General features: G+C 53.1%; 13 protein-coding genes. 7 read left to right on the plus strand and 6 right to left on the minus strand.

Annotated elements, in window-relative coordinates:
* Positions 1-243 precede the first annotated feature (243 nt).
* The gene (locus tag ABLV30_RS28160; RefSeq protein ID WP_014226701.1) at positions 244-453 is read right to left on the minus strand and encodes a YdgH/BhsA/McbA-like domain containing protein; all 210 of its coding nucleotides are present in this window, start codon (positions 451-453) and stop codon (positions 244-246) included.
* 383 nt (positions 454-836) lie between these two features.
* Here ABLV30_RS28160 and ABLV30_RS28165 point away from each other — a divergent pair, with 383 nt between their 5' ends.
* From ABLV30_RS28165 to ABLV30_RS28195, 7 genes are all read left to right on the plus strand, one after another.
* Positions 837-1,136: an antibiotic biosynthesis monooxygenase gene (locus ABLV30_RS28165; RefSeq protein WP_048260344.1), complete on the plus strand. Its 300-nt coding sequence runs from the start codon at positions 837-839 to the stop codon at positions 1,134-1,136.
* Between the two features lie 59 nt (positions 1,137-1,195).
* The gene (locus ABLV30_RS28170; protein ID WP_265800346.1) at positions 1,196-1,909 is read left to right on the plus strand and encodes a winged helix-turn-helix domain-containing protein; all 714 of its coding nucleotides are present in this window, start codon (positions 1,196-1,198) and stop codon (positions 1,907-1,909) included.
* A 663-nt stretch (positions 1,910-2,572) separates the two neighbouring features.
* Positions 2,573-3,181 carry a type 3 fimbria major subunit MrkA gene (gene mrkA, locus ABLV30_RS28175; protein ID WP_001493056.1) on the plus strand — a complete coding sequence of 203 codons (609 nt, stop codon included), beginning with the start codon at positions 2,573-2,575 and terminating at the stop codon, positions 3,179-3,181.
* Positions 3,182-3,374: 193 nt separating this feature from the next.
* Positions 3,375-4,076: a molecular chaperone gene (locus tag ABLV30_RS28180; RefSeq protein ID WP_000820820.1), complete on the plus strand. Its 702-nt coding sequence runs from the start codon at positions 3,375-3,377 to the stop codon at positions 4,074-4,076.
* A gap of 11 nt (positions 4,077-4,087) precedes the next feature.
* On the plus strand, positions 4,088-6,574 hold the full coding sequence (locus ABLV30_RS28185) for a fimbria/pilus outer membrane usher protein (protein ID WP_014839452.1): 2,487 nt from the start codon (positions 4,088-4,090) through the stop codon (positions 6,572-6,574).
* A complete protein-coding gene (locus ABLV30_RS28190; protein ID WP_265800348.1) occupies positions 6,565-7,560 on the plus strand; it encodes a fimbrial protein in 996 nt (331 codons plus the stop codon). The genes ABLV30_RS28185 and ABLV30_RS28190 overlap by 10 nt, the downstream gene beginning before the upstream one ends.
* 77 nt (positions 7,561-7,637) lie before the next feature.
* On the plus strand, positions 7,638-8,225 hold the full coding sequence (locus ABLV30_RS28195; RefSeq protein WP_142395354.1) for a type 1 fimbrial protein: 588 nt from the start codon (positions 7,638-7,640) through the stop codon (positions 8,223-8,225).
* A 57-nt stretch (positions 8,226-8,282) separates the two neighbouring features.
* Here the strand turns inward: ABLV30_RS28195 and ABLV30_RS28200 are convergent, their stop codons facing one another.
* The 5 genes from ABLV30_RS28200 to ABLV30_RS28220 form a co-directional block, all read right to left on the minus strand.
* On the minus strand, positions 8,283-8,999 hold the full coding sequence (locus ABLV30_RS28200; protein WP_032694725.1) for an EAL domain-containing protein: 717 nt from the start codon (positions 8,997-8,999) through the stop codon (positions 8,283-8,285).
* A 138-nt stretch (positions 9,000-9,137) separates the two neighbouring features.
* Positions 9,138-9,722 (minus strand): helix-turn-helix transcriptional regulator, encoded by a 585-nt coding sequence (locus tag ABLV30_RS28205; RefSeq protein WP_064378365.1) that lies wholly within the window; start codon positions 9,720-9,722, stop codon positions 9,138-9,140.
* A gap of 4 nt (positions 9,723-9,726) precedes the next feature.
* On the minus strand, positions 9,727-10,428 hold the full coding sequence (locus tag ABLV30_RS28210) for a pilus assembly protein PilZ (RefSeq protein WP_014226694.1): 702 nt from the start codon (positions 10,426-10,428) through the stop codon (positions 9,727-9,729).
* A 388-nt stretch (positions 10,429-10,816) separates the two neighbouring features.
* Positions 10,817-11,689, minus strand: coding sequence for an aldo/keto reductase family oxidoreductase (locus ABLV30_RS28215; RefSeq protein WP_064378366.1), 873 nt, complete (start codon positions 11,687-11,689; stop codon positions 10,817-10,819).
* Between the two features lie 116 nt (positions 11,690-11,805).
* Positions 11,806-13,035, minus strand: coding sequence for an amino acid permease (locus tag ABLV30_RS28220; RefSeq protein ID WP_032720123.1), 1,230 nt, complete (start codon positions 13,033-13,035; stop codon positions 11,806-11,808).
* Positions 13,036-13,143 lie beyond the last annotated feature (108 nt).

Consider the following 13,143-nt stretch of genomic DNA (forward strand, 5'->3'; position numbering starts at 1 on the left):
CGCCGCCCCCGGGAGCAGCGCGCAGAGTGGCTGAATTTCCCGGAGGCGATGCTGCGCATCTGTCCGGGCTACGGCACCGCAGACGGCAGTGAACCCACAAACCAGGCTGTGGGGGCACTGTTCGCCAGCAACAAAAAAAGCCCCATCAAGGGGCTCGACATTGCTGTGTGCTTATTATGTGGCGGGAGCCAGACCAGCCGCCGTCAGGCGACCTGTCCGGCAGCTCCCTCTGCAACCATTCGGTTATTTAGACAGCTCGGCGGTCATATGAACCTGGTTACCGGTATACGCTTCGGTAATGTGGTAAGACTGGCCCTGGTCTTTAGCAATGGCGGCGATTTTGGCTTCGGCGTTGTCCAGCGTATCAGCGGTTACGCTAACAGGCTGAGCGAAGCTAGCGAAAGAGACCAGAGACAGCATACCGGCAGCGGCAAGTAATTTTACGTTTTTCATGGTGTTTATCCTTTTAACTTTTATGGTGGAAAGCGTTGTTGCTTTCGATGGACTTATAATAAGTCTGCTAACTATAACGCGCGTTGCAAAAAGTGCGATTTAGATCACACTTTTGTGACGGTATGATGACGAATGCCTAAATTTTAATTTTTTATTTCCAATAAAAACAAACAGATGATTTATTTTTGCAGCGTCTCTTTCGCCGTGGAAAACGATCTCAACAGCCGCGCAGTTTTCTCGCCTCGCGTGATTAATTATTTTTAATGTGAATGCATTGGCTGTTTTTTGAGCAAATAAAGCGGCGATATTTCGCCCGTCAACGAAGCATTGAGCCAGGGTGAAAGATACAGTGGCCCGCACACAGATTGCGTGAGGACAATGGGATGATTGCCGTACTCTTTGAAGCCGAGGTCACTCCGGCGAGTCAGGAACGTTACTTAGCGCTGGCGGCGGAGCTGAAGCCGCTGCTGAGCAATATTGACGGTTTTATTGCCATTGAGCGTTTCCAAAGCCTGACCACACCGGGGAAAATTTTGTCGCTCTCCTGGTGGCGGGATGAGGAAGCGGTGCAGGCGTGGAAACGCAACCTTTGCCATCAGGCTGCGCAGAAAGAGGGGCGGGAGAGCATTTTCGCCTGTTATCACATTCGGGTGGCTCAGGTGCTGCGCGAATACCGTGCTTAACCTGCCCATCCCCGGTACTCTGGCTGCTGTTTGTGGTTAGGGAAAATAAGCGAGGCCCTATGTTAAAGCCTGTTGAGCTGATTGAAGACGATGAGTCCCTGGCCGAAGCGATGGCGGCAGTGGCGTCGGCGATGGCGGATGCCTCGCGCCTGAAGATACTGTGCGCCTTAATGGACGGCCGGGCGTGGACGGCGACCGAGCTTTCTGCCGTCGCCGATATTTCCCCTTCGACCGCCAGCGCGCATCTTAGCCGCCTGGTCAACAGCGGTTTATTAATCTGCCTTGCTCAGGGCCGGCATCGCTACTACCGCCTCGCCGGTAGCGATGTCGCCGGTTTGCTGGAGAATATGATGACCATGGCCGGCAAGCGCGCGGTGGCGCTCGCAACCAGCACGCCGGTCAATTTGCGCCTGGCGCGCACCTGTTACGATCATCTGGCCGGAGAAGTGGCGGTATCGCTGTATGATTTTCTGCAGCGTGAAGCGTGGATAACGCCTGACGGAACGGCGCTGACGCCCGCCGGGGAAGCGCACTTTGCGCGGCTGGGAGTGGTGGTGAAGCGCGGCTCCCGGCGCAAAGCCTGCTGCGGCTGTCTGGACTGGAGCGAACGACGCTTTCATCTTGGAGGAGCGGCGGGCGCGGCGCTGCTGCAGCACGGTCTGGAGAACGGCTGGTTTAGCACTACCGCGGGATTTCGCGAAGTGACGATTACGCCGGCAGGGTGGCGCGCTTTGTATCTGCATTTTCAACTGACGAAAAAGGGAGACTACTGACGGATTAGGATTGTTCTTTCTGTAGAGAAATAACCTTTTATGCCACTATACCCTTCATACTTCGAGTTGCTTATGTGTTGGCTGCGGATTACTCGGCCCATCCATGGGCCTCGCCCTCACGGGCCGTCGCAAGCGACGTTCAAATCTGCTCCTGGCAGATTTGTCGCTCACCCCAGTCACATAGTTATCTATGCTCCCGGGGACTAATGAGAGGCTCCTGCCTCTCACCGGAGGCCAGCCTTCGGCTGGTCAAATTCGTTCCCGACGAATTTGTCACTCCCTTGCCGCCTTTAAGCAACTCGAATTATTTAGGGTATATATTGTTATATTCCATATCGTCTTTTCCCCTTCAGTGTAAATAACAATAGCTTTGTTTCTTGCTATCAATCCCCAGTAATTAATAGTTGTGAGCTATCTATTACATTGATTAACAGCTCGTGAACATATGTATATTTGTCAGCGAAAAATAGCATTCTTTGACGCCGACAGCCTTGACGAATTCTTTTATCGAGTTCGTTCCTGACGCCTTAAATATTGCGGCTTCCGGTCAGTCGAAGTTTCTATTAACAGTTGCAAAAGTGAGCATCGCAAATCGCTTCTGACTTTTGTGCGTATTAACTGTTTGCTCATTGATACTTAATTCACTCTGACAAGGAAATGGCAATGAAAAAGGTTCTTCTCTCTGCTGCAATGGCAACTGCGTTTTTTGGTATGGCTGCGGCAAATGCTGCTGATACCAATGTAGGCGGCGGTCAGGTTAATTTCTTCGGTAAAGTTACCGACGTATCTTGTACTGTTTCCGTAAACGGCCAGGGCAGCGATGCGAACGTTTATCTGTCACCAGTGACTTTAACGGAAGTTAAAGCTGCCGCGGCGGATACCTATCTGAAACCGAAATCTTTCACCATCGATGTTTCTGACTGCCAGGCGGCTGATGGCACCAAACAGGATGATGTGAGCAAACTGGGCGTGAACTGGACCGGCGGTAACCTGCTGGCGGGCGCAACCGCTAAACAGCAGGGCTACCTGGCTAACACCGAAGCCGCCGGCGCGCAGAATATCCAGCTGGTTCTCTCCACCGACAACGCCACCGCGCTGACCAACAAAATCATCCCGGGCGACAGCACCCAGCCTAAAGCGGCCGGTGATGCCTCTGCCGTTCAGGATGGCGCGCGCTTCACTTACTACGTCGGCTACGCGACCAGCACCCCGACCACGGTTACCACCGGTGTGGTTAACAGCTACGCGACTTACGAAATTACTTATCAGTAATATCGACTGAGAGATAAAGCCGCCTCGCGCCGGGGCGGTCTATACCCGTCATACTTCGAATGGCACAGGCGTTGGCGACGTTTGCTCACCCCAGTCACTCTCTGGCCGCCTTTCTGTAATTCGAATTATTCAGGGTATACAACAATAATAAAGCGGCCACTGCTGCCGCTTATTTTTTTATTCTGAGGTCAGCATGAAGCGTATTGCCCTTTTTTTCTGTTTCATTTTTAGTTTTGCGGCCCATGCCAATAATATTATTGTTAACGGTACCCGCTTTATTTATCCAGGAAATGAAAAAGAAATAACGGTGCAGCTCTCTAACACCGCCGACCGTCCGGCGCTGGCGCAAGCCTGGCTGGATAACGGTAATGCCGACGCGACGCCGGATACCATTACTACCCCCTTTATTATCACGCCGCCTATTTCCCGGGTTGATGCGAAAAGCGGTCAAACCCTGCGTATTAAGCTCGGCAGTAATGCAGGGCTGGCTAAAGATAAAGAGACGCTGTGGTGGCTGAACCTTCTGGAAATACCGCCGGTTGAGGCCAGCCAGAAAAACGAAGGGCAAAATATTCTGCAGCTGGCGATTCGTTCGCGCTTTAAGTTTATTTATCGCCCTGCCGGGCTAGGCAATCGCGACGCTGCGGCAGAAAAACTGGCGCTCTCCGCTAACGGCAGCAGCCTGTCCGTCAGTAACCCAACGCCCTTTTATATCACCGTAAGCCGTATCTCCCGTAACGGCGGCAAAGCGCTCAACAGCAAAACGGTCATGTTTGCCCCGCAGTCCAGCCAGACCATCGCCCTCTCTTCAGCGGTGAGCAAAGGCGAGACCCTGACCGTTAACAACATTAATGATTATGGTGCAGATGTTGCAGTGAAAGTTACCGTCAAATAAGGGAAACGATCATGAAGCAGAGGTCAATCTGCCCGGGAAGATTAAGCACGGCTATCGCGGTTGCGCTGTGCTGCTTTCCGCCATTTTCCAGCGGACAGGAAAACCCGGGAACGATCTATCAATTTAACGATGGTTTTATCGTTGGCAGTCGCGAAAAGGTCGACCTGTCGCGCTTCTCGACCAGCGCTATCAGCGAGGGCGTCTACTCCCTTGATGTCTATACCAACGGCGAATGGAAAGGGCGCTACGACCTGAAAATCACCGCCGGTAAAGACGGCAAAATGGGCGTCTGCTATACCAAAGCGATGCTGATGCAGTATGGTATTTCGCCGGAAAAATTAAATCCGCAGCTTAGCGAAAAAGAGGGCTTCTGCGGACGCCTGCAGGAGTGGCGTCACGAAGATAACGTCAAAGACACGCTGATTCAGTCCTCCCTGAGACTGGATATTGCCGTACCGCAAATCTACGAAGATCAGCGCCTGAAAAACTTTGTCAGCCCGCAGTTCTGGGATAAAGGCGTTGCGGCGCTGAATTTAGGCTGGATGGCCAACGCCTGGAACAGCCATATCTCCTCGGCCAACGGTTCCGATAACAGCAGCGCGTATCTTGGCGTTAACGCGGGCCTGTCGTGGGACGGCTGGCTGCTCAAGCATATCGGTAACCTGAACTGGCAGCAGCAGCAGGGGAAAGCGCACTGGAACAGCAACCAGACCTATCTGCAGCGGCCGATTCCGCAGATTAACTCGATAGTCAGCGGCGGGCAGATTTTTACCAACGGCGAGTTCTTTGACACCATCGGCCTGCGCGGGGTTAACCTGGCGACCGATGACAATATGTTCCCCGACGGAATGCGCTCCTACGCCCCTGAAATTCGCGGCGTGGCGCAAAGCAACGCCCTGGTGACGGTGCGCCAGGGCAGCAATATTATCTATCAGACCACGGTGCCGCCGGGGCCGTTTACCCTGCAGGATGTCTATCCTTCCGGCTACGGTAGCGACCTTGAAGTGTCGGTTAAAGAGGCCGATGGTTCGGTCGAGGTATTTAGCGTACCTTACGCCTCGGTAGCGCAGCTGCTGCGTCCGGGAATGACCCGCTACGCGCTCTCCGCCGGTAAAGTCGACGATAGTTCGCTGCGTAATAAACCGATGCTCTACCAGGGAACCTGGCAGCATGGTTTAAATAACCTGTTTACCGGCTATACCGGCGTCACCGGATTTGATGACTATCAGGCGTTCCTGCTGGGGACCGGGATGAATACCGGCATCGGCGCGCTCTCCTTCGACGTGACTCACTCGCGGCTGAAGAGCGATACCCTTGACGAGCACGGTCAAAGCTATCGCGCCACCTTTAACCGCATGTTTACCGAAACCCAGACCAGCATCGTGCTGGCGGCGTATCGCTACTCCACCAAAGGCTACTACAACCTGAACGACGCCCTCTACGCCGTCGATCAGGAGAAGAACTACAACAGCAACTACACCGTGTGGCGCCAGAAAAACGGGATGACCTTTACCGTCAACCAGAACCTGCCGGACGGCTGGGGCGGTTTTTACCTGAGCGGCCGGGTGGCGGATTACTGGAACCGTTCGGGAACGGAGAAGCAGTACCAGTTTAGTTACAACAACATGTACGGTCGGCTCTCGTGGTCGGTCAGCGCCCAGCGCGTCTATACCCCGGATAGCTCCGGCCACCGTCGCGACGATCGCGTGTCACTCAACTTTAGCTACCCGCTGTGGTTCGGTGAAAACCGTACGGCTAACCTGACATCGAATACCGCGTTTAATAACTCACGCTTCGCCAGTTCGCAGATTGGCGTCAACGGTTCGCTGGATAGTGAAAACAACCTCAACTACGGCGTGTCGACCACGACCTCTACCGGCGGTCAGCACGATGTGGCGCTGAACGGCAGCTACCGTACCCCGTGGACCACGCTGAACGGCAGCTATAGCCAGGGCGAAGGCTATCGCCAGAGCGGCGTAGGCGCCAGCGGGACGCTGATCGCGCATCAGCACGGCGTCGTATTCTCGCCGGAAAGCGGCACCACCATGGCGCTGATCGAAGCGAAAGACGCCGCGGGGGCGATGTTGCCCGGCTCGCCGGGTACCCGCATCGACAGCAACGGCTACGCCATTCTGCCATATCTGCGGCCTTACCGGATAAATTCCGTTGAAATTGACCCGAAAGGCAGCAACGACGATGTCGCCTTCGGCAGTACCGTGGCGCAGGTGGTGCCGTGGGAAGGGAGCGTGGTCAAGGTCTCCTTCGATACCACGCTGCAGAACAACGTCACTCTGCAGGCGCGTCAGGCAAACGGTCTGCCGCTACCGTTCGCCGCCACGATTTACAACCCCTCCGGGAAAGAGATCGGCGTGGTGGGCCAGGGCAGCATGATGTTTATCAGCGACGCCAGCGCGCCGAAGGCCACGGTTAAGTGGAGCGGCGGACAGTGCTCGGTGGAATTAAGTCAGGAAAAAACAAAGGAAACGCTATGTCGCTAATGAAAAAACTGACGCTTTTTATTGGCTTAATGGCGATGGGGACCACGTCGGCATGGGCGTACTGTACGCGCCTGTCGCAGCCGACGGTTAGCCTCGACATGGTTGTGGGCCGGGTGGTGGTTCCGCCGGATCTGCCGGTAGGCTCGGTGATCGTGTCCCGGGACTGGACCATGTCGGCACCGGGCGGGGCCAGCTATAGCTGCAGCAGCGGCACTAACCGCTTTGTGGCCAAAATCGTCGCCCCCGGGGCGACCGATCTGGGAAATAAAATTTATTCCACCAACGTGCCCGGGATTGGCCTGCGGTTCAGCCGCGGCGGGGCGACGGTCAATATTATCTACCCTGACACGTTCTCCAGCTACGTCAGCCGGACCACGAATTACTCGCTGGAAGGCTCCCGCTTTACGCTGGAGGTGATTAAAACCGCGAGCGTGACCGGCAGCGGAACCCTGGCGGCAGGTAAGTACACCTCTTACGACTGGGAGAACGGCAACAACCCGATCCTCGAAACCCGCCTGAGCGCCAACGCCATCACCGTGGTATCGCCCTCATGTACCATCCTGAGCGGCAAAAATATGAACGTCGATGTCGGTACCATCAAGCGCAGCGATCTCAACGGCGTCGGCACCACCGCGGGCGGGAAGGATTTTAATATTGAGCTGCAGTGCAGCGGCGGGTTAAGCGAGTCGGGATACGCCAATATCCAGACCTCTTTCTCCGGCACGCTGGCCACCGGCACCACGGTGAGCCGAGGCGCGCTGCTGAACGAAAAATCCGGCTCCTCGTTGGCGATAGGAATTGGTATCCAGGTTCTGAAAGAGGGCGTACCGCTGGAATTCAACAAGAAATACAGCGTCGGTACGCTGCGCACGCAAGAAACCCGATACATCACCCTGCCTCTGCATGCGCGTTTCTATCAATATGCGCCGACCACCAGTACCGGTGAGGTAGAGTCGCACATGATCTTTAACCTGACGTACGATTAATTCGGGAGGCGGGTATGCGTGATTCAGCACAATATAAAAATAGCAAACGACTCATTCAACTGGCGCTGATCGGCGGGATGCTGATGGCCTCCCCGGCGTCGGGTTTTGAGACCAACTACGATCGAGGGCGGGTGGATTTTGCCGGACGGGTGACGGATATCTCCTGTAGCGTGGCGCTGAACGGCGGCAACAACGCGGGGAGCGGCAGCGTCTGGCTGGCGCCGGTCAGCCTGGCCGAAGTACACGATCGCGGCGCCGGGGCATTTATGAAGCCGCAGCCTTTTACGCTGGAACTCTCGAACTGCCAGCTGCGTCACGACGGCGGCGCGGCGGATAAAGACGAGATCCGCCTGGTTAACGTCCGCTGGGTTGACGGCTTTACGGTCAATGCGGTGGGCAATGAAAATGCTGGCTATCTGAGGAATACGCGGGCGGACGGCGCCAGCCATATTTTCCTCGCGCTGTCGACCAATGATAATAATACCCTCGATAAAAGTAATAAAATCGTCCCGGCCGACCCCTTGCAAAACCGGGTGCCGCTGGTCGAAAAAGCGGTCGATGGCGGCGTATTTACCTATTACATCGGCTACGTGACCCCCGCGCCGGAAAAAGCAACCAGCGGCCCGTTGACCAGTTGGGCAACATGGGAGCTCGTTTATAATTGAAGGGGAGAGGGTATTGCGCGAGTATGACTTTTGATGCCGGAGTTATCCGGCATTTATTTATGCGGTAATATCTTCCTGGACCAATTGTTCAATGCTCACTTCCTTCCAGTAGTGTCCCTGAATAGCAAACCATTCCATGCCCTGCAACCAGGCCTTATGCGCTTCGCTTTCTACACCTTCAATAATTACATTATGGTGGTTGCGGGAAAGGAAAGTGACGAGGGCATCCATTAACGGACGACCGGAATCTTTTTGCATTAAAAGCCAGAAGAAGTCTTTATCGATTTTGACATAATCGAAATGATAGTCGCGAATAGCGTGAATACCGGCGTTGCCAGAGCCAAAATCATCGAGCCAGAGCGTAGTGCTTTGCGGGTTATTCCAGGTTGCGAGAGCATTATTCAAAAGATTATGGGAATTCTCGGTCACTTCAAAATGGACGCAGCCGATTTGGTCGACGAGCGCTTTAATCTCCGGGCGTTGCAATACGTTAAGTATATGGTCATCAACATTAATCGTCGCCGAGATAGCATTTTGCTTAAACCACTGTTTATGTTTTTCAATAAGCGCCAGCTGTTCCATAAAAATGCTTTCGCGTAGTCCCGTATTGGCGTAGCGAAAGAAGTTTTCCGGCGATATAGAGAGGTGGTCAAAGCGGCTCAGGCACTCAACGGCGACGAGCGTACCTTTTGGGGAAAACATTTTTTGAAAGACATAACGAACGGATATATCGCTACGTGATAAATTATGCCTGGAAAAAAGAGTTGCGTTCATTATCTCTCGTCAAAAATCAGGTCAGAGGTAAAGAGAGGAGAATATTATAGGTGACCTTTCTACCGATGGGAATGATTATTAATGGCTTATCGCCAATAAATTATCGGGTTTTGATTGGTCACCCACATATTTTTGGTTTTAGCACTGATACATATTGACTATGCTTTTGTTCATTATTCGCGAGTTATTCATCCCGAGTTTCTTCATAATATGTACCTTATGGCTGTGGACCGTTTTATGATCAATGTCGAGAAGCACCGCAATCCTTTTACTGTTATTGCAGGCAATAATTAACTCCAGCACCTGAAGTTCCCTGGCGGTCAGCTTGCGGCGGGTGCATAGCCCCTGGCAGCCCTCGGCGGTTAAGGGCCTGCTGATGATGGCTGAGTAATCTGCCAGCGAGGATTTTTCGGTCAGAATCAACAGGTTTTCTAGATCAAGCAGCTCCCGGAACAGGCTGGACAGCTCGCTTTTGACGATCAGCACCAGCAGCGCGCAATGCGCCAGGCGTTTGCGCAAAGTGTTCAGTAATGCGACCGTTGTGGCCGCAGAGATATCTTTATGGATGATATTGATAATAACGGTGGCTGCCGGTGAGGCGCCGACCCCTTTCACAATATCCTGAAATTTCAGGGTGGTGATATCCCTGGCGCGATCAATCATATAATCATGGATTGATTGCCCGATGATATTGTCATCAGTGTAAAGTAATATACTGTCCAATGGTTCAGACTCTCTTTTTTCTCTTGGCTTCCATAATCAAGTCGAGCAGTACTTTCTCTATTCGCTTCTTGTTATCAAGATGGCGAAATTTAAACTGACAGGAGATCTGGTAGTAGCTATCTGACTTCTCGTTATCATCTAAAGTCACCATAACAACATTTTTTATAACTAAATCTACGGTGATTTCGCCATATTCAGCGAGGGCGAGGATAGCGTTCTTGAGGATGGCGTTATGGCTGAGGAATTTCAGATTGGGGCTCCTGGTCATCAGCGCGCAACCGCCGTCCGAAATGTCTTTGATTTCGAATAGATAGTTTTCTCCGTTTTTGTGTCGGCCGTGACAGAAGAATTCGTGCTCGTGGCGCAGGCGGAATCGGGGATCGCGCCGGCGTTGAACCACCTGGATACATTCCGGTAAGGTAAATGCGACCTTCCTGCATTTCCCTTCGCCGCCGGCATAGCTTTTCTTTAGCGTAGAGCAAAACTCGATTTTCCCTGAATCGCTATGCAGAATAAATTTAACTTTATGCCCCGCGGGGATTTTGCTGGTGGTGGAGATATGAAACTCGGCAAAATCTACCCGCGTTAGCTGGGTAATAGTGCTTTTGTTATTAACAAAAACTTCTATCTCCGCCTGCTTTCGGAGCTCTTCCCTGAAAATAGCAATAATTTCATACTTACTCGTCTTTATCGTTCCCTCTGTCATGTGAAATCCTTGTAAATTGTTATTGTGTGTGGTCGATTTTTTATATAGCAATACAAACATTCTGATTGTGTTAACCAGATGTTTTTATGAGCATTTGATGTTGTTAGCTATCTTTGCAGCTAAATTGATTTGTATAAACTTTGAATGAGATATTGTTTTTCCTGTAATCAAGAGTTCGAAAATTTTGGCGAGACAAAAACGACAGAAGCCTCCAATTAGGAGGCCAGTCGAGAAAGTTTAAATCTATGCTTTGCATAGGGTTATCCGTAAGAGAATAAAGCGGATAACGCCTAATTTGTAGGATGTATAGTGCCAGCGGCGTTAAGGTAATTCCAGGCAAATATTGAGGAGAAGGCTTCTGCGAATATCGATCCGCAGAAGCCTGAAATCAGGAGCGGGGCTGGAGATTATCCAGAATGGCTAACGCTTCTGGTGGGAGCGTTAATTGCGCGGCGGCCAGATTCTCGTGCAGATGCTGTAGCGAGGAGGTGCCCGGAATGAGCAGGATATTCGGCGAGCGCTGGAGCAGCCAGGCCAGCGCCACCTGCATCGGCGTGGCGTCAAGCGAAGCGGCGACTTCGTTAAGCTCCCGGGCCTGAAGCGGGTTAAAACCGCCGAGGGGGAAAAAGGGCACCCAGGCGATATTTTGCGCCGCCAGCTCGTCGATCAGCGGATCATCCTGACGGTTCGCCACGTTATATTGGTTCTGAACGCAGACGATTGGCGTCAGTTTTTGCGCATCGCTCACCTGTCTGGCGGTGACGTTACTCAGCCCGATATGGCGAATCAACCCGCGTTCTTTCAGCTCCAGAAGGGTGGTTAAGGGCCCCTCCAGCGAACCTTCAACCGGGCCATGCGTGCCGAGCATACTGCGCAGGTTCACCACCTCAAGCACGTCGAGGCCCAGATTGCGCAGATTGTCCTCCACCGCCGCAGTGAGCTCCGCGGGCGACATCGCGGGCAGCCAGTTGCCTTTATCGTCGCGGCGAGCGCTGACTTTAGTGACGATGCACAGATCGGCGGAATAGGGATGCAGCGCCTGGCGAATGAGCTGATTAGTCACGTGTGGACCGTAAAAATCGGAGGTATCAATATGATTGACGCCCGACTCGACCGCTTCCTGCAGTACGCGGATAGCGGTTTGCGGATCTTTTGGCGGGCCGAAGACGCCGGGCCCCGCAAGCTGCATCGCCCCGTATCCCAGACGATAAACCTGACGATCGCCTAACGTCGCAGTACCGGATAATTTTACGCTGGACATATAAACCCCTGCTTTCTTGGTATGCAAGGGATAAGTGTATGTCCATCAGGGAGATTGGTGGGGGGAGAATGTTGGCAGAACGTGCGGCGAGGAAAAGACTCGCCGCACGGAGAGGATTAGCTAAAAAACATTACCGACACGCAGAGCAAACCGACAACCAGGGTAATAAAGCTACCCACCGAGCGGTAGGGCTTCAGCGCCGGAATAAGATACGTGGAGAGGGTTGGCATGATGAACAGGATCATCGCGATAAGCGGGCCGCTGACGGCGTAAATCATTGAGATAGCGTTGGGATTGATAAAGCACACCACGAAGGTCAGCGTCGAAACCAGCAGGATCGACATCGCCCGGTTAAACGCGCGGCTTTTACGAATCCCCGCCTGGGCGAGGGACGTTTTGACGATTTCACTGGCCCCTTCAATCACGCCAAAATAGGTGCCAAGGAACGATTTCGACATCGCCACCACCGCCACAATAATCCCGGTGATCGCCAGCCACGCCGGCGACCCCGGCATCATCGACAGGGCGGAAAGAATCGTGACCCCTTGATGGCGGGCGGTTTCAATATAGCTCGCCGGTATCGACAGCAGGCAGCTGAAGACGAAAAACAGCACGCTGGCGCAGATGAGGGTGTAGGCCACCTTCATGATTTTTTTGCATTTACCCATGGCCTGCTCGCCGTATTTCTCCTGCTGATCGATAGCAAAAGTCGATATGATCGGCGTATGGCTAAAAGCGAAAACCATCACGGGAATCGAGATCCAGATTTGGTGGAACGTGTGCGGGGTCAGCTGCATCTGGCTGGTCAGATAAGCCGGCTGCCAGCTCCCCATTAAATAGATGGAGAGGAACAGGAAACAGGCGATCAGCGGGAAGACTAAAAAGCCCATGACTTTAATCGTGACGTGGCGGCCCATTAAAAAGATCAGATTCAGCACCAGCACCACGCCCAGGCTGAGCAGCGCCCTGACCTGAGAAGTGATGGGCACATGTCTGGAGAGCTGCTCCGCGAGCGAGTTAGTAATGGCGACGGCGTAGATCAGCACCACAACGAAAAAGGCGAGGAAATAGAGGCCGGTAATCAGGCTACCGATCTTTTTACCGTAATAGTGATTAACGGCGCCGGTGATCCCCGCGCCCGGGGCGATGTTGGCGGAGAGAATAAACTGGCTCAGCGCTTTATGCGGCCAGTAGGTTAACGGCCAGGCGACCAGCGCGGTGATGAACAGAACGATAGCGCCCGCGGATCCCAGTTGGATCGGCAAGAATAACGTGCCAGCGCCTACAGCAGTGCCATATAAGGCGAAACTCCAGAGAGTTTCTTCTTTAGACCAAATTTTAGACATTATGCGACTTTATCAACCAGAAAACGAACAAAAAGGAGTGCAATTTATCACATTTATGGATGAGCTGTGGCGATAGTTTCTGGCGCAGAAATGAAGCGGCGGAGCGCC

It is taken from the genome of Klebsiella sp. CN_Kp113 (assembly GCF_040064585.1).
Classification (GTDB): domain Bacteria; phylum Pseudomonadota; class Gammaproteobacteria; order Enterobacterales; family Enterobacteriaceae; genus Klebsiella; species Klebsiella michiganensis.